The 20,608-nt window shown below is 36.8% G+C and carries 15 protein-coding genes; 13 read left to right on the top strand and 2 right to left on the bottom strand.

Going from position 1 to position 20,608, the window contains the following annotated elements; all coding sequences use genetic code 11:
• The 6 genes from rbsB to ACOSV2_RS10765 all read left to right on the top strand — a co-directional run bounded on the left by rbsB (position 1) and on the right by ACOSV2_RS10765 (position 8,849).
• Positions 1 to 939, top strand: a complete 939-nt coding sequence (rbsB, locus tag ACOSV2_RS10790) for a ribose ABC transporter substrate-binding protein RbsB (RefSeq protein ID WP_428975062.1) — start codon at positions 1 to 3, stop codon at positions 937 to 939.
• Positions 940 to 1,614: 675 nt separating this feature from the next.
• On the top strand, positions 1,615 to 2,292 hold the full coding sequence (locus tag ACOSV2_RS10785) for a response regulator transcription factor (protein WP_428975061.1): 678 nt from the start codon (positions 1,615 to 1,617) through the stop codon (positions 2,290 to 2,292).
• Positions 2,285 to 3,634 carry a sensor histidine kinase gene (locus tag ACOSV2_RS10780; protein ID WP_428975060.1) on the top strand — a complete coding sequence of 450 codons (1,350 nt, stop codon included), beginning with the start codon at positions 2,285 to 2,287 and terminating at the stop codon, positions 3,632 to 3,634. The genes ACOSV2_RS10785 and ACOSV2_RS10780 overlap by 8 nt, the downstream gene beginning before the upstream one ends.
• 106 nt (positions 3,635 to 3,740) lie before the next feature.
• A complete protein-coding gene (locus ACOSV2_RS10775; protein WP_428975059.1) occupies positions 3,741 to 6,803 on the top strand; it encodes an efflux RND transporter permease subunit in 3,063 nt (1,020 codons plus the stop codon).
• Positions 6,804 to 6,948: 145 nt separating this feature from the next.
• Positions 6,949 to 7,245, top strand: a complete 297-nt coding sequence (locus ACOSV2_RS10770; RefSeq protein ID WP_428975058.1) for a hypothetical protein — start codon at positions 6,949 to 6,951, stop codon at positions 7,243 to 7,245.
• 749 nt (positions 7,246 to 7,994) lie between these two features.
• Positions 7,995 to 8,849 carry a malate synthase gene (locus ACOSV2_RS10765; RefSeq protein WP_428975057.1) on the top strand — a complete coding sequence of 285 codons (855 nt, stop codon included), beginning with the start codon at positions 7,995 to 7,997 and terminating at the stop codon, positions 8,847 to 8,849.
• Positions 8,850 to 9,514: 665 nt separating this feature from the next.
• Here the strand turns inward: ACOSV2_RS10765 and ACOSV2_RS10760 are convergent.
• On the bottom strand, positions 9,515 to 9,925 hold the full coding sequence (locus ACOSV2_RS10760; protein ID WP_428975056.1) for a GIY-YIG nuclease family protein: 411 nt from the start codon (positions 9,923 to 9,925) through the stop codon (positions 9,515 to 9,517).
• A 166-nt stretch (positions 9,926 to 10,091) separates the two neighbouring features.
• On the opposite strand from ACOSV2_RS10760, the gene ACOSV2_RS10755 reads away from it, so the two are divergent.
• The 7 genes from ACOSV2_RS10755 (at position 10,092) to ACOSV2_RS10725 (ending at position 18,886) form a co-directional block, all read left to right on the top strand.
• Positions 10,092 to 13,322 (top strand): nSTAND3 domain-containing NTPase, encoded by a 3,231-nt coding sequence (locus ACOSV2_RS10755; RefSeq protein WP_428975055.1) that lies wholly within the window; start codon positions 10,092 to 10,094, stop codon positions 13,320 to 13,322.
• A gap of 365 nt (positions 13,323 to 13,687) precedes the next feature.
• Positions 13,688 to 14,110 carry a hypothetical protein gene (locus ACOSV2_RS10750; RefSeq protein ID WP_428975054.1) on the top strand — a complete coding sequence of 141 codons (423 nt, stop codon included), beginning with the start codon at positions 13,688 to 13,690 and terminating at the stop codon, positions 14,108 to 14,110.
• A gap of 124 nt (positions 14,111 to 14,234) precedes the next feature.
• The gene (locus ACOSV2_RS10745; protein ID WP_428975053.1) at positions 14,235 to 14,474 is read left to right on the top strand and encodes a hypothetical protein; all 240 of its coding nucleotides are present in this window, start codon (positions 14,235 to 14,237) and stop codon (positions 14,472 to 14,474) included.
• Positions 14,475 to 15,185: 711 nt separating this feature from the next.
• Positions 15,186 to 15,452, top strand: a complete 267-nt coding sequence (locus tag ACOSV2_RS10740) for a PIN-like domain-containing protein (RefSeq protein ID WP_428975052.1) — start codon at positions 15,186 to 15,188, stop codon at positions 15,450 to 15,452.
• 13 nt (positions 15,453 to 15,465) lie between these two features.
• On the top strand, positions 15,466 to 16,704 hold the full coding sequence (locus ACOSV2_RS10735) for a PIN-like domain-containing protein (protein WP_428975051.1): 1,239 nt from the start codon (positions 15,466 to 15,468) through the stop codon (positions 16,702 to 16,704).
• A 228-nt stretch (positions 16,705 to 16,932) separates the two neighbouring features.
• Entirely contained in the window at positions 16,933 to 18,207 is a 1,275-nt protein-coding gene (locus tag ACOSV2_RS10730; RefSeq protein ID WP_428975050.1) for an AAA family ATPase, read from the top strand.
• Positions 18,194 to 18,886 carry an HNH endonuclease gene (locus tag ACOSV2_RS10725; protein ID WP_428975049.1) on the top strand — a complete coding sequence of 231 codons (693 nt, stop codon included), beginning with the start codon at positions 18,194 to 18,196 and terminating at the stop codon, positions 18,884 to 18,886. Before ACOSV2_RS10730 ends, ACOSV2_RS10725 begins: the two co-directional genes overlap by 14 nt.
• Positions 18,887 to 19,081: 195 nt before the next feature.
• Here ACOSV2_RS10725 and ACOSV2_RS10720 read toward each other — a convergent pair whose 3' ends face one another.
• Complete coding sequence (locus tag ACOSV2_RS10720) at positions 19,082 to 20,410, bottom strand: purine-cytosine permease family protein (RefSeq protein ID WP_428975048.1); 1,329 nt, start codon at positions 20,408 to 20,410, stop codon at positions 19,082 to 19,084.
• Positions 20,411 to 20,608: the final 198 nt, after the last annotated feature.

Genomic DNA, 20,608 nt, shown 5'->3' with positions numbered 1-20,608 from the left:
ATGAAAAAAGCATGGTTACTACTAATCAGTTTGTCACTCCTATTCCTCGGCGCCTGCTCCCTGCAGCCGCCGGAATGGGCTAAGCCAAATAAAAGCTCGAACCCTGAAGACATCAAAATCGGACTATCCGTTTCAACACTGAATAACCCATTCTTCGTCTCCATGAAAAACGGGGTAGAAGACGAAGCGAAGAAACAAGGCATGGAAGTCGTCGTCGTTGATGCACAGAATGACGCCGCCAAGCAAATCAATGACGTAGAAGACCTCATCCAGCAGGGCGTCAACGTCTTACTCATCAACCCGACGGACTCAGCGGCCATCTCCACAGCCGTACAATCCGCCAACAGCCTGGGTATTCCCGTTGTCACCCTTGACCGCTCAGCGGAAAAAGGAGACGTCGCAACACTAGTCAGCTCGGATAACGAAAAAGGCGGCGAAATGGCCGGCCAATATCTCGTCGAACAGCTTGGTGAAGGATCGAAGGTTGCTGAACTTGAAGGTGTCCCTGGAGCATCCGCCACTCGTGAGCGGGGAGCAGGATTCCACAACATCGCCGATGAAAAGCTAAATGTCGTGGCCAAGCAGACTGCAAACTTCGATCGTACCGAAGGATTGAATACGATGGAGAACCTGATCCAGGGGAATCCAGATATCAAAGCCGTTTTCGCTCATAATGACGAAATGGCGTTGGGTGCACTGCAGGCGATCCAGAGTTCTGGTCGTGACGTTTTAGTCGTTGGATTTGATGGAAATGAAGATGCAATGACTAGCATTCGTAATGGTAATCTGTCTGCGACTGTCGCTCAGCAGCCTGAGAAGATCGGTCAGTTGGCCGTTCAGGCTGGGGCTGATGTGTTGTCAGGGAAGAAAGTAGACAAGAAGATTCCGGTTCCGTTGAAGTTGGTAACGGAGGAGAATATAGAGGCAACAGAAGAATAGACTAGGTGGGAAGCTCCTTTCGTGTGTTTGTGCGGAAGGGGCTTTTTCTTTTGGATAATGAAGTTAGACCCTTGGTACGTGGCATTAATTGTAATCAGGTTCGCAACCAAATAGATTTCATCTATTAGATTTGATGCAAAAAGATGAACAACTCATGAATCTATAATAATGCAGATCGAATGAAAAACTGGTATTGCATTAATAATCTTTTTGAGGAGGGGATTTTAATGATACATACGAAAACGCCTGGAGAAATTTACGCTCAGAATGATTACTGGACTGTTTCATACATTTACATTCGACCAGACAATACTGACGATTAAATATCAGTGGCAGTTCATCATTTGAAGATTTTGGGGTCAAACCCTCGATACACGATTTTGAGCAGTCATTGTAGAATCTTCCTGCGCAATGAAACAACTTCATTTAGATCTAGTGGGTCATACTCACGTCACATTTCCGATGTACCATAAAAATAATAAAAACTTCTATTGTATTCAGGAAAACGTTCCTCATGCAGATGAATCAGACATTGTGTTGAGTGCGCAATAAAGCAAATGAAGAATATGCAGTGACATTATTTTTATCTCGTCACCTATACTATAATGGTGACAATCGATATAATTCTTACTCCTGGTTGTACATAAAGATATTTTTTTAGAATGAGGTGTTATCTTGGCCACCATTTTAGTTGCAGATGATGATCATTTCATCAGGGAACTGATCGGGATCTATTTGAAAAAAGAGGGATTTACAGTTGTAGAAGCAAACGATGGTGTAGAGGCTGCGAATCTTTTATCTGAGCGCACCATTCATTTATGTATCATTGATGTGATGATGCCAAATAAAAACGGCTGGGAGCTTTGTAAGGAAATAAGGGAGTTATATGACCTGCCGATTTTAATGGTTACGGCTAAGGGTGAGAGCGAAGATAAAGTAAAAGGCTTTCAGCAAGGGACGGATGATTATATTGTCAAGCCATTTGATGCACATGAGTTAATGATGCGGATTAAAGCGCTGTTGAGGAGATACAAAATCAATACGGCAGATAGAGTAACCATTGGAAATGTCATCATCGATGCGAACAGGATGGAAGTGACCGTTAATCATGAGCCTGTTCTTTTTCCTTTAAAAGAGTTTCAACTCCTGTACAAACTTGCCAGTCATCCTGGTCAAGTGTTCTCGAGAGACCAGTTAATAGAAGAAGTTTGGGGAAGTGATTTTGAAGGCTTTGATCGAACCGTCGATTCACATATTAAGAAAATAAGAAAAAAATTAAATCAACAAACGGCTTTTGATATCGTGACAATCAGGGGACTGGGCTATCGTTTAGAGGTATTGAAGGTTGTTTAACACGTTATATGTTCGCGTTGTAGTCACATTCATTTTGGTTGTAGGAATAAGTTTGACAGCCGCTTTTTTTATCACTTTCAGCTATTATCAAGAACGTGTGTTAAATGAGTTGGAGGAAGAAATGATCCAGGCTGGAAAGGGGATCATTCAGTTACAGAAAACGACGGGACAAGAGAACCTTGAAAGCTATTTAGCGGGTATACCAGCCATGACGATAGCCCTCTATTCAGAAGATGGAGAAGTGAAGGTGTTTGGAAAACATACGGATGAACCATTGGCAGCCTCTTCTGACGTCCAGAAAGTGCTGAATGGAGGCGTGTATCGGGTGAAATCCACGGAAAAAAGATTGTTAAAGAAAGTGACAATCGGTTTGCCATTTCAAGTGGAGGAAACGAGATATGCGCTCTTTCTCAAGCCAAGAATCATGGAGCGCATTGATGTTATTAAAGAGGCTCTGATTACCGTATTAATGTATGTGTTGATGATTGGCAGCCTTCTTTATTTACTGGCAGCTTACCTATTAGTCAATCCAATCAAAAAGCTTACCGCGTTGACAACCAAAATTGCAAAAGGTGACTTCAAGCAAATTAACTCCATTAAGCAAAAAGATGAAATCGGCGAATTGGTCAGAAGCTTTAACAAAATGACTACGGAACTGATGAAACTCGAAACGATGAGAAAAGAATTTATATCCAATGTTTCACATGACTTACAATCACCTTTGACATCGATCAGGGGATTTGCTGTTGCGTTAAAGGAAAATGAGTTTTCAAAAGAACAGCGGGATCATTACTTAACCATTATTCAAAAAGAAAGTGAACGACTTGCAAAGCTGAGTGAGAACTTATTAAAACTTTCCGTGTTGGAAAGTAAGGATTCATTACTGGAGAAAGAAACCTTTCGCCTCGATCAACAAATCAGGCACGTTTTCTTAAGCCATCAGCCCCAATGGCTTGAAAAAGAACTTGAGTTGGATTTAGAAAAGGTGGAGAAAGCTGAGATCACAGCAGACCGATTGCAATTAGAGCAGGTATGGCATAACTTACTCACCAACAGTATCAAATACTCCAATCCCTGTGGCGAAATTAAAGTAGCGGTAAGGGAGATAGAAAACAACATCCACGTTGATTTTTCCGACACGGGAATGGGGATTCCTGAAAAGGATCTTCCGTCTATTTTTGACCGGTTTTACAAGGTGGACAAAGCAAGGGTCCCTTCAGGACAGGGCAGTGGATTAGGGCTGGCCATTGTCAAGAAAATCATTGACCTTCATGAAGGTGAAATCTCCATTGAAAGTGAAGTTGGAGCAGGAACTTCTATTCATATCGTTCTCCCGAAATAACGGCAAACTCTTCTATAGAGTCTGCCTTTTTTTATGTTTCTTGGTCATATTCAGGGCACATTTCTCTTTTATAGTGAAATCATAATCGAAAGGAGACATGCGGAAGATGAAAAAATGGATTGATTTCAGCTTGAAAAATAGTGTTGCCATCCTTGTGTTAACGATCCTGGTGGTAGCAGCTGGTTTACTATCAACAAATACGATTAAGTTGGAAACCTACCCTGACGTGGAGGTTCCAACCCTTATGATACAGGTGGGTTATCCGAACCATTCCTCCGAAGAAGTGGAGCAGGATATCACACTGCCAATCGAGGAAGCGGTTGAACAACTGGCCCCATATGAAGAATTAACGAGTACAACAGGGGCAAACAGTGCCATGATTCAAGTAAGCTATGACTTTGATGAAGACATGGATGAACGGGAACGTGACATTCAATCAGCCATCAGTAAGCTTTCGCTGCCTGAAGATGCCACTCTTACGTATAAACGGTTATCAGCCAGTGCAAAGCCTATCTATCAGATTGCCTTTGCAGATGATGAATTAACAGCGTTACAAGATGATGTAACGGATAGCCTTGTATCACAGCTTCAAACCATTGCAGGTGTGAGTGACGTAACAGTCTCAGGAACATCCACAACCAAGCTGGTCGTAGAAGTAGACGAAGAAAAAGCAGCTGAGAAAGGGGTAACCGTGACAAGCATCATCAATGTGTTGAACGAGAAAAATCACGTGATGCCGCTTGGAAGTCTGGATGAAGAAGGGCAGATCCCGGTTAGTATAGAAGAGGACATTTCCAGCGTTGAAGAGATGAAGAAGATCCAAATCCCTGTCCCTCAACAAGGGAACCAGCCCAATGGAAAGGCTTCAACTCCCTCCAAGCCTCAGCAGTCAACGTTCATTTCCTTAAGTGATGTGGCTGAAATCAAAGAAGTTGACGAACAGAACAGCATCACCCGCTATAATGGAAAACCGGCACTTTTGTTAAATGTAACGAAAACACAGGATGCGAATACGGCAGAGGTGGTTGAGCTTTTAAAAGAAGAGGTGGAAGACTTCAATGATTCATATGACTATGAAGTATATGCCATCACTGATCAAGGGAAAGAGGTAGAGAAATCCGTCAACTCCCTATTAAAGGAAGGCGGATTCGGTGCCTTATTTACAATCATGATCATCCTGTTGTTTTTAAGAAATTTTCGGGCCACGTTCATTGCCATATTATCATTACCGATTTCGATCTTAGGGACCATTGCCGTTCTTGATTATTTGGGATACTCCTTAAACATCATGACTCTTGGCGGGATGGCAGTGGCCATCGGCCGGATTGTCGACGATAGTATTGTCGTCATCGAGAACATGTTCCAATGGATGCATAAGAAAAAAGAGCTGTCAAAACGGGAGCTCATTCTGAACGCTACTAAAGAAGTCATCGGAGCGGTTACGTCGTCTACGGTGGCCACCGTAGTTGTGTTTCTGCCCTTGGCTTTTGTAGGGGGAATTGTAGGAGAGTTCTTTAAACCGTTCTCGATTGCCGTGGTGACATCCATTGTTCTTTCCCTGCTTGTGGCATTCATCCTCATCCCGGTATTGGCTTTGGCCCTTTTAAAAGAAGGACGACATGAGCAGAAACAGGGTTGGATTCAAAAAGCATACAACCGGTTATTAAAAGGTTCACTGAACCATAAAAAGATGTTCATGGTAAGTGCTGTTATATTATTGGCCGGAGCCCTCTTCATGGTCCCTTTAATCGGCAAGTCCTTTCTGCCAAGTGGCCCAGCAAGTGCAGTAGAGGCAGACATTGAACTTCCAGTGTCCGCAACACTTGAAGAAACCAATACGCTTGCAAAAGAAATAGAAGACACGCTAATGAACGAAGCGTCCGTAGAGTACGTTCAAGGCTCTGTCGGATCCGTCAATAACACGAATCAATTAAAGCAAAAAGCATCGGCTGATTATAAAGCCACCTTCTTTATTCAATTAAAAGATGGGTACACCGTGACAACAGAACGAAAAGCCCTGGAAGAAGAAATAACAGAACTGGTCTCAGGATCATATAAAGAAAGCACCGTTCAAACGCAAGAGGTACAGCAGGAAGGACCTCCGTCTGGAAAGACGATTGACATCACCCTCTTCGGGGAGAATGTAGAGGCTCTCCTCGATGCTGCCGATCAGCTGGAAGGTGCACTACGTGAAAATGAGCAATTAACGGATGTGTCCAGCTCTGCACAAAAGCTTCAAACGAAATACAAATTGGAACTAACAGATGAAGCCGTTGAACTAGGCGTCAATCAATATAGTATCCACCAGCAGCTAAAGGAAAAAATGAATGAATTGTCAGCGGGTGTCATGGAGGTTGACAGCAAAGAGCTTGAGGTAGTGGTAACATACAACGAGCTCATCCGTGACAAAGAAGAACTGGAAAATACGGAGATCCTCACACCGCAGGGACCAAAACCTTTAATCGAACTCGCAACGATTGAGGAACAGTTCATTCCAGCAAGTATTCAGCATAAAGACGGCAAACTTGCCTACACATTATCAGCAGAAAGTGTTAGTGAAGAAGTTGGTGCCGTCACTGAACAAGTAGAAAAAGATGTGGCCTCACTACCCATCTCCGAAGAAGTCGAATGGGAAGTCGGTGGCGGACAAGACATGATGACAGAAGGCTTCCGTGACCTTGGTCAGGCCATGATGATTGCCATAGGACTGGTGTTCTTAACGCTCACCATCACATACGGAGGAGTCATCACCCCATTTGTGATCCTTTCATCATTGATATTTGTCCCAATCGGCTCTCTAGGGGCTCTCCTGATCACAGGTGAAACCCTATCCATGAGTGGAATGATCGGGATGCTGATGCTAATCGGGATCGTCGTCACCAATGCGGTGGTCATGCTGGACCGCGTAGAAGCCAATCGCATCAGCGGAATGACCTTAGAACATGCAGTGGTCGAAGCCTGTACAACGCGCTTCCGCCCCATCCTGATGACGGCACTTGCTACAATCCTGGCACTCGTCCCACTTGCTTTATCCACATCCTCTTCAGGTGTGATATCAAAAGGACTCGCCATCACAGTCATTGGCGGACTGACCACCAGCACACTGCTCACCCTTGTCTTCATACCCGTTCTGTACAGTGCAGTAGGGAAATGGAGAAGGTTATCTTAAACATAAGTTAGATAAAGTACCAGAATGTTTCATTTTAAGAGGGGATGTCGGTTTGATTGAATACATCTCCAGTGTTCTTCTAACATATATGTATTAACTAACAGGCAGGATGAGCATTCTGCCTGTTCCTATAGGGGGGATCGTGATGAAGAAGTGGATCATCGTTAGTGTTGCCGTGATGGTGGTATTATTGAGCAGCATGTATGTGACAAAGCCTACAGAGGATAAGTACGCAGAGTGGCTGCTAGGTGTTGTCAGTGAAAGAGTTGGGGCGAACCAACCTTTAGAGAATAAAACGTTGAAGGCGTTAGGGGAGAAAATGATTAAAAGTAATTCAGAGTATCATGATTATGTTTTTTTTACTGTTCATACAACCCGGTTTATGGGGAAGGAAATGACGTTTATTGGTGTTTATGGTTCTTTTGTGCCTGTTAGGAGGTAGAGGGGTAGGGAAGGAAGTGAGAGATTTAGAGCTGAGAGATTTAAAACAAAGTAGATAAGTAGGGATAAAAACTATACGACTAACCAGAGTTGTGCAATCGAATGTACCTGGGTGCATTAGTATAAATATAAGTCCGAAAATAATAACAGCAATAATGGAGCCAATTGAGCCTAAATTCCACCAAAGTGCTCTATTACTTTCCTCAATTACAATTGGGGTAGAGTGGCGACGGTTCCGCCTCTACCTTTTCCTTTCGACCATCTCCGGAATTCACCCAAAAAGTAGAGTAAGAACCGTCCCCGGTTTGCATTTCATTGTCAGGATGATGTAATCATGATGTTTGAGTAGTTCATACGGAGGAGTTCTGGTTCGAGCACTTGGAAGAGAAGAGGAGAATTCAAATCTACATCATCAATGGCTGATAAGGTCATTAGTTTGAAAGTGGGCTTTTCCAGATTAATGAAAAAAGTCGAATGGGATCCTTCCCCATTTAACCGGAGAAAAACCTAAAACGCAGGGTTGTACCAATCATCAAGATTTAAACAAAACTTCATTTTACCTCTCAATAAAATAGGTTGTCAATACTAAAGTTGTATTTTTATCAAAAAAATGGTATGATTATTATCTGGTGATTTTTTACATTGAACGTTTCGTTTTCTATCTTATTTATTCCGAAGGGAAATTCAAACAGTTTTTGTGAGCTTTTTAGGCAATAGTACCCGAGTGTTTATACAAGGAGGACTAATATATTGAATTTAATCAATAAGAAAGTTACACATGAGCGGTTTGGTATTGGAAGTATCGTTAATCATAATGATACGGTAGTTGAAATCCATTTCGCCTCGGAAAATAAAAAATTTGTTTACCCGGATGTATTTGGACAGCACTTGAAACTGCATGATAAAAGTGCTGCCAATTCACTTGAAAAAATTTTACACGAGCAGGAAATGGAACTCAAAGAGGAAGAAATGCAGAAAGAAGAGGAAAAGGCACGGCAAAGAAGAAACCAGGAGCTTCGAGTGGGTCATGAAAAAAGTATGAAAAATCATAAACTTCATCCCGAATCGCAGATGGTTTACAGGTGCGATACAGAAGAACAGAGTAGCTCCTTTTCAGATTGGACGGTTTCCTCTGGTGAAATAAAAAGTGGTACTAATAAGGGTAAGCCAAACAAGCCCAGTCGCTTACACCAAAACAGTGCGGTCTTGCTGACAGCAGTCGATCCCGGCATGCCTGAAAAAGACAGGCGGATCTTAGGTGTATATATGGTGAAGGATCATTTCATCGGTAAATTTTGTGAAGATGGAAATATTCCTGCCCATTCCCATTACAGACTCCAACTGACAGACGAGGAATCGAAACAGATGCCTTTCTGGAAGTACTATGTCAATGAAAAATCCCCTCAGCAAACGACATGGAATACAGGCAAGTACCGATATTTTGATAATTCCTGGATGGCTCAGATTTTGCGCGACATCGTTTCATTGAAAAGTGACACGGAGGAACAAGAGTTGGCACAACAATTTCTGGACCACTTCTCTAAGATGAATCAAATAGTAGAGCAGGAGTTAAAAGAGCCGAATGGAGCATTATTGCGTGCTTAGATAAGAACAGCGGGGGAACTGGCGCATATAAGGTGAGAGAGTGTGTTAGGTTCACTTCGAATAGTGTTAAAAAAGGGACAAGGCGGCCGCCTTGTCCCTTTTAGTGTTTTTGTGATATTGGGGTCTGACCCCATTTTTCACTACAAATATGAACAGCATTATCATTCTTCTCAAATTCCTTATGTAAATATATCTGAGTTGTTTATAGGTACAGTTTTGGGTATTAATTTTTTGGTGGGTTATGGAATAAATTGTTTAGTTGGACACCATCTAGTGAAAACCCAAAAGTTTGGATGAATAATTGAGAAGAGGTAGCGAAATTTGAAAATATTTATTGTCCATACAGAGAAGATATAAGAAATTTTAATCGACAAACCCTATTGCAAAGATGGGTTTGTAAGAAGGGAAATTTAGAAAAAGAATTAGAAAAGCATCAATTAAAGAGCAGAGTAAATTATGAATTATTAATTAAGAGAAATTCTTTCTAAAGTCCTTTAGAGAATCATGGCTCTAACCACTGTCAATCTAAAAAGAACCCCTAACCCTAAGCTTTATGGGTTCTTTGCATTGTCATTTTATTTACTAAGTTACCTAGGATTATTAAGGACAAAACTAAAGTGGTTGAAATAGATGAATTATCTGTGGTGACTCCCTTAAGACTTTATCTAGTAAGACCAAATCTTTTTGCTATAGTACTTGGGCTTTAGATAAATTGTTGTTGCTTGTTCAATCATTTTTCTCTCCATAGAATTAAGTAAGTTATCTTCAGAAGATTTGAAGTATTTAATATACTTAATTTGTTTGTACAACTCAGGGTTTGTTGAACGATGTGCCCCACTCCCATCACTTATTAGTCTCTTTTTTATTGAAGTACCAGTTTCTCCTACATAAAGCAATCTATCATGTGAATCATATAATAAGTATATAAATGATCCTTTCTTTGTGGTTTCATGTGCGTCTTTGAAATACCCATTGGATGTAATAACTTCTTCCATATCAACTGTTAATAGTAGATCAGCTATTGTGTTGTAAATATTACGGGAGTGTTCAAAAATTTCCTCTTTTATGTCATCCATAAATTTTTCCTTTCAAGTTCATGTTAATTTGAAAAGCAACTAATTAGTTTATATAATTAATTACAAAGTTTTACATTAATTATTGTTATAATACCACTTTCGAGGTTTTCATTCACTTTAAACACTCAATTTGTATTAAAAGATACTAGTTATGTAGGGGGAAAATATGTCTTCTAAGTTATTTCAATCATTATTGAACGATATAAAGGTGAACAATGCAGTCGTAATAGTGGGGGCTGGTGTTTCATTTGAACCCGGTATGCCATTATATTCTCAACTTGCTCCAATAGTGTGGGAAGTTGTGAGTTGCTATCCGGATATTGATGATAAATTCATTGGAACGGGAAGTACAAAAAATAGAATTGGGGAAGAAAGTGAAAAGTTAAAAGAAGCTTTTGGATATATTGAACAAAATGAAGATGCTCTACACCAATTTAAGAGTATTTTTAAAAAGTTAAATGACAAGATTATTCTCCCCCCAGAAATTCATAAAAACATTGCCAGGTTGATTCATGAAAACTTTTTTGAACTTGTAGTTTCTTTTAATTGGGATAGTTTATTAGAGTTATCATGGTCTGAGTTGTATGGTACACATATCAATGCTAGGAAGAAAAACATGATTAAACCCCATGGAGATGTTTTAAATTTATCCACAAGCTGGATTTTACCCAATTCCCCAGGGAGAGTTACTGAAAATGAAAAAGAATATGTTAATATGTTAGCAAAGGAAAGACCTAGAACCCTTGTTATTGTAGGTTATTCTGAAAATGACACACAAATAGTAAAGGATTTAATTAGCCCTTTTGAAAATAGGTGGAAAGTATATAGGGTATCCCCTTTCTCCATAAGTGAAGATTCTATTCAATATACCGCAAGGGAGTTTTTTGAAAGACTAGTAGAGGAAACAATTGATAGTGAAAAATATAAGGATTGGGAGTTTTTAAATTTTCAAAATCAGAATAAGAGTATAGGAAGGGCGATATTAGGTTATAAATTAACTCCACAAGATGTCGAAATATGCCCAAAACTTCCTCAAGTAGAGAGAGCTATAAGAATCTTAAAGTTAAATAACTATGTAATAATAAAAGGAAAGCCAGGATCGGGAAAGTCCATTTCTAGCTATCAAATTGCTTATAGCTTTTTAAAAGAGGGTTACGAAATTATTAGGTTTAGGGTGGAGAATTTTACTGATGTAACTAATCTAAATATACCTTTTAATCCAAGAGCCATTTATATTATTGATGATGCTCAAGTTCTGCCTAATTCACTATTATTAAAATTACAAGAAAAAAGTTCTGAGAATCAAAAATTCATCCTATCTGTCACTGACGATATTGAAGTTGATTCAGCTGTAGTCTCTATAGTAAATGTCGAGAATATAGAAGGTTTAAGAGAATTTTATCTTAAAAATAAAGCGACTGTGACAGAGGTAATTTCTAGTATCGATAATGATATAGGGGATTTCTTTATGCAAGAGTCTTTTGAAGATAGAATAAGTGTGGCATCTCAACAAGGGAATTTATGGATGTTTAATTATTTTTTGAGAGGGGGTTGGAAGGACACAGAGGCAAACTACTTCCAGGCAAAAGAATTAAATTCATCACAAAGAATAATCTTTTTGCTTTCTTTGAAACAAATAATTTCAAAGGATAAAGTTGTTGATTTAAACTGGCTTAGTAAAGTTGCAAAAACATACTTTTCAGAAGAGGAAGAGTGGGTCAATCGTACATTAGAACAGTTGAGGAGAAAAAAGTTAATTGATTCTTCAAATATAAGAATGATACATTACGAAGCTGCTAAGAAGCAGTTGAATTATATTTTTAATAACGACAAAGAAAATAGAACGAAATATGAAGAGGTAATTAAAGAAGAGTTGTTATCGAGTAAGAATTCATTACTAGGGAAAGTTTGGTTTTTAAATGCAACATTCTCTGGTGGCATTAATCATTGTATAGCTTCTAAAATTTCTGTTAATGAATTTTATAATATAGTCGATGAGAGTATTAGGACGAGTGCCCAAAGAATTAATGTGGATGCAATGTATTTTATTGATGTTCTAAAGAGGTCTATTAGGGGGTATGAGCCCTTTGATATTTATAAGTATTCATCTCATATTTTATTTGAAATTGAACATGTTACTAACGAAACAGCATATCCATTAAGTAGAGTTATCAATGAGTTATATAATACTCACCATGAAGAGGCAAAAGAACTTGGGAATAGATTAAATATAGAAAAAGTAGCAGGTAGAGTATCTACCCTTCAAAAAGATCATCTTTTTCAATGGAGTAAATTTATTTCAAGGTTAGGTCTTCTATTTAATAGAGATAATGCTTGGAAGTTTAGACAAATGTTAGATGAAAAGAAAATAGAAAAACAGTTACTTTCTATGCAAAACAGTAAGCCGGAATTTGAGAGCTTAGTAGAATTTATTGAGACTATTTATTCATATGATAAAGAGTTAGCTAATAAGTTTTTTTACTTGAAAGATGAAAGCTTTAAAGCTGCATTTAAACAAGATCCATTAGAAGCTTGGAATTCTCTGGGCTTTACATTTACTGCCTTTTTAATGGGGTTTAATTCCCTAAAATCAAAAAGAGAATATATAAAAAAACCTCAGAAAAAGATTTCTGAAAGAATAGTTAGTTATATAAATCCAGAGCAATTAGCAGAAGATCTAATAAAAGTGCCATTCCGAAAATGGCATAATCTCTCTCATTTCTATCATATTATTAAAAAAATTGACCCCAACAAGTATGGTTTACTTATAAAATCTCTAGACCTAGATCGTATAAACAAGAAATTTGATGCAAATAATGTATGGCTAGAGTTTCACAGTGAGATAAATGAGTTTCTCTTTTTATTCATTGATCAGAAATACATCAAAATCATTGATGATTTTATTTTTGAAAATAAGGAAAAATTATTGGAAAAGAATGCTTTTCAGTTTGCTGTATCTCCTAAATTAATTAATGATCATTTATCAAACGATATATATATTCCTATGTATCGGGGTGCGTATTCAAAAGATCGCCTTGAATGGCAGGCCCTTGAAGTCATTTTATATATACTTAATAATAGTGATAGAAAGCTTTTACAAAGTTTTTTAATAAATAAGTCTAAAGAAATAGCAAATGCCATTTCAAGCTTTGATCAAATTGATCTTAATAGCATAATAAACTTTCTGGATTTCCTAAAAGGATTTGATGGAAAAATATTTAATAATATAAAGGAATCTATTGATTTGAACTTACTTAACCAGAAAGTGTACAAATGTCTTAACTTCGAATACTACTCAAGAGAAATGCGTATTGAAAATAAAGAAACTGTCACAATATTCCTTAAACAATTGGACTTAACAAAAAATGTAAACTTTAAACAATTTATTGATTTATAGTATTGGTATTACTTCTATTTACAGTAATTAATTTAAAGAATATAATAACTTTAAATTATACCAATTAGGGATTATTTAACAATACTATACATAAATAAATTAAAGGGACCCCCTCAAGAATTCTAGCTATCTTTTAGCTAGGTTTCTTTGAGGGGGTATTTGTAAGATTGAGAATAAAAACGTACCCTAACTGTAGTAAGAGAAGTCAAATCAAAAAGAAATAAAACCATATAGAAAAGATTATATGTATTGGTATTTATAAAATCAATCAGTCGGCCGTTTATCCCCATCCCCTTACCGATTTTATCGACAAAAGATATTAAAGTTTAGGGTATCAATTAACACCTAGAGAACTGCAGCAAGTATTGCTTGTAGTTTATGACCTTTTAATGCATCAGGTTACTTCTAATAATGAAGAGTACCAGGGCTTAAAGAAACATGGCTTGAAGGGATTTACATTACAAGATGGAAGTAATTATATAAGTTTAACTAAAGAGGGTGAAAAAAGAAAACCAGTCTTGAATTGTGAAATTTTCCTCAAACCTTTCTATCTTTATCTTAGGGATATAGGCCAAATAAATTTGGTAGTTGAAGAATATGGAAGTCCAGAGGAGCGGGGACAAAATATGAATAGATTAAATTTAATAACTCTTGGTAATAAGGATATTGTAAAATCACATAATTTTATTAAGAACTCGGTTTTGATACCTCAATTCGAGGAACTGAATAAAATCCTTTTATTATCTTTTTCAGAAATGAAGGTACAAGAATTGCCTTATATCTCTTGAGGAACTCGCTAAAGATATTAATCATGAAAGCCCACCAGCTATTTCAAGTGGACTTTCAGGTGTTACATTGACTTATAATGCAAAATCAATGGATGAAGTTATTTTGACTTATAGGGAGGAACCAGTGAGTATTCCAAAAAAATGTTCAAGAATTGAAATGGTGTATATTTCAAAAGATAAATTCAGCTTGGCCGAAAATGAAGCTTTTTTATCACAAAAGTTTGATCTACTTATTGAGAAATTAAACTATTTAATTTCTTCTATCATTGTTCTTACTAAAAATACATATGTTTCTAAAATTACTAAAGAATTATTGGACCTTATTATTTTCTATTCAATAATCGACTTTAAAGGTTTGAATTAGTTAAAGAAGGTTTGTTCAATTTAAACTTTAATAAGGTTGAACAAGGTGGTGAGTATCTTTCTTATACAGATACCAAAAGAATCATGGAAGGTATTGATATATTGCCGAATAATCCCTTTTATAAAGCAGCAGAATTGTTCTATTTATCAAAAAGATATCTATATGCTGGAGATTACAATAGAGCTGTAATTGATTCTCAAACTTCGGTAGAGAAATATTTCTAACTGCACTCTATAAATTTTTACTAAGGCATGATGGGTTTTCAGAATCTGAAATAGATTCAAAAAGCAGTAAACTGCGCCTTAAAAGTATGGTAATAGATTAATTTCATAAAAAATTAGGTGGAGATTTTGATATAAAAGATACAAGTTCTCCAGTGGGTGGATGGTGGAAAAATACATATCTATTAAGAAATGATGTTGTACATGAGGGACACTTACCTGACTACCAAGAAGCAGAGAAATGTGTGAATGCTGTAAACACTTTGAACAAATACTTAACCGATTTATTTCACACTGAGAAAGTAAAGGAAGTCTATCCGGAATTGTCAATATTAGTAGGTAAACCTACATCATGAAAACTTGCATCAGATTTTATTAATACTGAATTTGCTCCAAAGCATTTTTAAGGTAAAACCCTCGGCATGTGAAACGTCCTGTGCTGGGGGTCAGACCAAATTTTTAAAAATATATTAATAATTGGAGAAGAGTTATGGATAAAAAATTTAGTGATATTAAAAAGGAAATTCAAAGGGTTATTAAGGAGAATGATTTTTGTATAGTCTTTGATACAAATATATATTTAAATTTATATGAATATTCACCGGAAGTAACAGATTTTTTTGTCGGATTGTCTGAAAAGATTATTGATAATTTAATACTTCCAGATACAGTTAAAAGAGAATTTGACAGAAACCATAGTACCTGCCTCCATCGGCAAAGAAGAAAATTTGAAAATGTAACTGCTATATTTAAATAAGCCCTTAGACCAAATGAAGGATAAAATTAGTAAGCAATTTGATATCTTAAAAGGATTCAAATTTCCTAATATTGAAAAATTAGAAGGCGAAATTGAAGAACATATTACAGAAGTGGAAAATGCATTTAAAGATTACGCTTCGGAATTAGATACTTTAAAAGAATTAAACAACCGTTTTCTAGATAATGATAAAATTAAACGATTGATAGATTCATTAGTCAATAAAAATAATCTTTTGCAAGCATTTTCTCTCGATGAAATTTATTTGTTATGTGCCGAAGGGGAAAAACGTTATAAAAAGAATACGCCGCCAGGTTATAAAGATGGAAAAGACAAATCTGGAATACAGGCTTATGGAGATTTGCTTATTTGGAGAGAAGCAATGAATTACTGTAGGGATAAGAAATTGAATTTAATATTTGTTACAGATGATGTTAAAGAAGATTGGTATGAATTAAACAATTCAGAACGCGTTGGCTTTAGACAAGAGTTGATAAATGAGTTTAAAATGCAGACATCTAAGGACCTCTTAGGTGTAACTTCAAATGAATTATTTGCAGCGTTAGCTGATATTAATAATATGGAAATTCCTACTACAGTAGAATGGGTATTAGGTTACGACGTAGACAATTATATAGAAAATATTATGGGTTGGGGTATTACAGGAGATATTATAGGAGCACTAATAAATTCAACAGATCGATTCGTGGATACCTCCACATTAACTAATTATGATGGAAGTGAATTTGAAATTCAGGATGAACTACTTAACAGTGAATTAATATCGTATGAATTTGAAGGGTACTATGATGGGGTTGCAGAATATAATCTAAAGTTGAAAATTAAGGTCCAAGCTATATCTCAGCAATATTGGGGAAGAGATCATGACACAAAAGATATAATATTGTCTGATTCTACAACACATATACTTGAAGGGGAATTAGGTGTAAAAGTAACTCGTAGGATAGAATCTTATTTGGAAGAATTTATTAATGACCATTCATATGGAATTGTAGAAATTATTAGCGGGCAACTTGTAGAAGTTTATAGTTATACTGAAGATGAACTTTGCATAGAGTGCGGTAATGAAATCGGGAAATACTTCGATATGAATGATCATCCTATATGTGAAGGGTGTATGGTGACAAATTCAAAAGGAGAAATCTGCCCAAACTGTGGCAAAAAAGTTGCTTTTGAATTTATGGGTGGCCAGGGTTTTTGCAAGAATTGCGAAGATCAGTATGATTTATAATTTTTCCTGGAATGTAGTTATTTCATAAAGCAAATAGGAAGTTGATAAACCCACCTGCATATTGGGGTCAGACCCTTGGCACGGTGAAGCATCAATGTACTAGGGGACTAACCCTATGTTTTCAAACTATTAGTGGATTTTTAAAAGTTTTGGATAAATTTAGAGCATTTTTTACAATTTATAATAAAAGTAATTAAACATAATTATCTTATTATGGGGAGTGCTAGTATGGAGACTTTTTTAACAAGTATTAGATATAAAAACAATAATATTAACTTAGCTTCTAATGAGAAAAAGCACTTAATAATCACCGGTAAAAATGGTTCCGGAAAAACTAGTTTGTTACAAGCACTAAAAAAACAACTAATTCTTATTGAAAGAAATTCATACAAAATATACGATAAAAAGAAAAATTTGAATGAAAATCCAAACAACGACTATACAGACTTTAATAATCTGTTCAGTATTAGTAATGAAGAACTTATATCTAGTCTTACAGAAGTGGAAAAAACCAACTACTTATTAAATGAAATATATAAATTAAATTTAGAAAAAGAAGTGCGAGTTAGTAACAAACAAAGAAAGTATGTATCTCTAGAGTTTAATGAATTTCAAGATGAAGAGTACATTCATAAAATACTTAAAAGTGGTTTTATTGTAGCCTTCTTTGATTCGAAAAGAGCCTATTCATTCGAAAAACCAATGGGAATCACTGTTACCGCTACATCTCGCTATTCAATAAAGGACCAAGCAAGTTCTAAATTTGTTCAGTATCTTGTTAATCTCAAAGCCGATCGTGCTTTTGCTTATGAGGAGGGAAACAACGCTAAAGTAGAGAGTATTGACAAATGGTTCCAAAAATTTGAAGAAAACTTGCAAGAATTATTTGAAACTAACAAATTAGAATTGCGGTTTGACCGTAAGACTCTTTCCTTTAATGTTAATTTTAATGGAAAGTCTATGAACCTACTCTATTTATCTGATGGATTCTCTTCTGTAATTTATATTATTTCTGAAATTATTATGAGAATGAAAAATAAAAGAAGGCACCAAGAAGAAGGAATAGTAATAATTGATGAGATAGAAACACATCTCCACGTAAGTTTACAGAAAAAAGTCTTAAGGTTCTTGACAAACTTTTTTCCGAACATTCAGTTTATCGTTTCTACTCATTCTCCTTTTGTATTAAGCTCAATTGATGACGCAATTATATACGACATGGAAACTAAACAACAATTAAAAGATATGTCAAGCTATTCTTATGAAAGTATAATTGAAGACTACTTTAATATAGACCAGTATTCTAACATTATAAAGAATCAATTTGATACTTACCTAAGATTGGTTAGAGAGGAAGAACTTTTGAGTTCAAACGAAGTCATAGAACTTAATAAATTAAGAAATTATTTTAACAATATTTCAGACTCCATTGCTCCAGAAATAAAATCCAAGTTTTATCATTTAGAACTTATGCGAAAGAGTGAAGTGAATGATTTATTTTAAAAAATCGATGCCTGCCCCATCTAGCCTTATAACAGAAAAAAACAAGGCGAGTTCAACAAATTATAGACTGGAAGATGTAATAACTAGAATAAGAACTGATTTTAAGAATAAATGCTATTTATGTGAGTATAAGGCACCTACAACAGTAAATGTGGAGCATTTTATTCCACATAGAAATGATCGTAAACTGATGTTTAAGTGGGAAAATTTATTTTATGCATGTGGGCATTGTAATAATTTGAAGTCTGATAAATTCGACAATATAATTGACTGTACAAATTACTCAGAAAGAGTAGAGGAACGTATTTATTTGAAAATGGATCCATACCCTTTCAAAGAGGTTGAAGTAAAAGAATTAGATGATGATGAAAAGACAATTAGTACTGTTAAACTATTAAACCTAATATATAATGGATCTACTCCTCTGAAAACAGTTGAAGCTGAAAATATACGGAAAAACTTATTAAAAGAGATTATTGAGTTTCAAAAACTCCTTGTAAAGTATAGTGCTCTTGATGAAGATGATGATGAACTCGATAGTATTAAACTATCAATACATCGTCATTTAAAGGATTCCTCGGCCTTTACAGCATTTAAACGTTGGATTATCAAGGATATTCCTCATTTAAGAAAAGAATTTTATCACCTCTTTCAAAGTAAAGATACAGTTGTAGGTTAAGTGTAAATAAATTCCTATCAAATCTACTATTTTTCTGACTCATGGAACAGACCCTCGGCACGGTGAAGTATTAATGCATTGGGGGCCTGCCCCCGATTTTTTTATTTTTAGAAAAGACTAAAGGAAAATTATCATTCCCGCTTGTTAGCTTTCATTTACCTGAAAGAATGAAAGTCTTTTCTTGGATCACATTTTTTATTGATGTTTATGAATAGGAACCTGTCTTTCCATCCTACCTCGTATCTTACTAAACATATAAACAATAGAAGTAACAATAAAACAACTAAACCCCGGCGAAAACGAATCAGGAATCACCAAATAAAACACCATCCCAATGACTAAAACAACCAACGCCTCACGATTAAAATTAGACTCCCCACTCGCAAGCCGTACAAGCGCACTCTCAGAAATCCTCCCTCTCCTAATAACCAAATAATCAGCCACCACAATCGCCGATATCGGAATGATCAGGATCCCCAGATAAGAAATATACTCCTGCGCATTATAAACCAGCTGCGGAAACGAACTTAAAATGATTCCGGCAACACTAAATAGCAAGGCACTTTGAATCCGCGATAGGGACGGTAGTGCGTTAAGCAAACTATATCCCCCTGTATACGCATTACTAAGATTAATCGAAATCATCGACACCATCGCACAAGCCGTGATTACCAAAAGAAGCAGACTGGAGTCGGTCAGCTGACTCGCTGCCACGAATGGATTCAGATCCTTGAACAAACTGGCACTCAATCCTCCAAGCAGAGCGGTCATCATGAATCCGACAACGTTTCCTCCATACAGCCCCCAGAATCCGTGGCGGTCGCTTTTGCTGTAGCGGGTGATGTCGGAGGATGCGCTGACGCCTGAGATGTATTGGACGAAGACGAGGCTTGAGTAGAATAGGAACGTTCCGATGGAGAAGGGTTCCTGGCCTTGTGTTAGTGTTGGGAGGGAATCGGCACCTTCTGTCAGGAACAGGTACAGGATGATTCCCTGACCGATCACGAGGATCGGAATGAATAGTTTAGTAGCTTTCTTGACGGCTTCAAAGCCGATGAGGGCTAGAAGGGTCATGATGATAGCCAGTCCAATGGCGACAGGAATGAATGGAATTGTATAGGGTGTTACTTTTTCCACCATAGAGATGATGACGAAGGTTCCTCCGATGGTCTGTACGCTGAACCAGTAGAGGGACGTCAGGGACCGGATGGGGGAGGCGATGAGCATCGACAGCCGGGTTCCGATGATGGACCGTAGGACATATTGGGCGGGCAGGCCGTAGCGGGAGCCCGGTAGAGACAGGAATGATACGAATAGGAAGGCGACGCTTGCTCCGAGTACGGTTGCTGTGAAAGCTGCCTGGAAGGATAGTCCTCCTTCAAGGACGGCGAGAGCCGGGATGAGGAAGTTTCCTGCGTTCACGGAGAAAGCGAGCTGTATGATGAAATATTCGATCCATGTGGTTGATTTTAATTGTGGTGGGACCTTTTCAAGTCCGAGCCGTTCGATCATGGGTTGTTTCATGAAAAAGTCTCCTTTGGGTATACTAAGATGCACTGTTTCTATTTTAAAGAATTTTTGGAAAAAAGCGAAGAAATAATCATTAAAATTTTTAAAGAAAAATAGAGATATTTCCTTATTTATTTGTTAGAATGTAAGTGCTTACAGGGTGAGTAATTGCCCTTCGCTATTATATATGAATAGTGTTATATTTAGGAAGTA

The organism is Rossellomorea sp. DUT-2 (genome assembly GCF_052665285.1).
The sequence above is the reverse complement of the archived record's forward strand: the minus strand, read 5'-3'. Positions and strand labels throughout refer to the sequence as shown.

Excerpts from the sequence above, each read along its gene's own strand:
- rbsB (WP_428975062.1), top strand. The coding sequence starts at position 1 with ATGAAAAAAGCATGGTTACTACTAATCAGTTTGTCACTCCTATTCCTC.
- ACOSV2_RS10775 (WP_428975059.1), top strand. The coding sequence starts at position 3,741 with ATGAAAAAATGGATTGATTTCAGCTTGAAAAATAGTGTTGCCATCCTT.
- ACOSV2_RS10770 (WP_428975058.1), top strand. The coding sequence starts at position 6,949 with ATGAAGAAGTGGATCATCGTTAGTGTTGCCGTGATGGTGGTATTATTG.
- ACOSV2_RS10760 (WP_428975056.1), bottom strand. The coding sequence starts at position 9,925 with ATGGATGACATAAAAGAGGAAATTTTTGAACACTCCCGTAATATTTAC.
- ACOSV2_RS10755 (WP_428975055.1), top strand. The coding sequence starts at position 10,092 with ATGTCTTCTAAGTTATTTCAATCATTATTGAACGATATAAAGGTGAAC.
- ACOSV2_RS10740 (WP_428975052.1), top strand. The coding sequence starts at position 15,186 with ATGGATAAAAAATTTAGTGATATTAAAAAGGAAATTCAAAGGGTTATT.
- ACOSV2_RS10735 (WP_428975051.1), top strand. The coding sequence starts at position 15,466 with ATGAAGGATAAAATTAGTAAGCAATTTGATATCTTAAAAGGATTCAAA.
- ACOSV2_RS10730 (WP_428975050.1), top strand. The coding sequence starts at position 16,933 with ATGGAGACTTTTTTAACAAGTATTAGATATAAAAACAATAATATTAAC.
- ACOSV2_RS10725 (WP_428975049.1), top strand. The coding sequence starts at position 18,194 with ATGATTTATTTTAAAAAATCGATGCCTGCCCCATCTAGCCTTATAACA.
- ACOSV2_RS10720 (WP_428975048.1), bottom strand. The coding sequence starts at position 20,410 with ATGAAACAACCCATGATCGAACGGCTCGGACTTGAAAAGGTCCCACCA.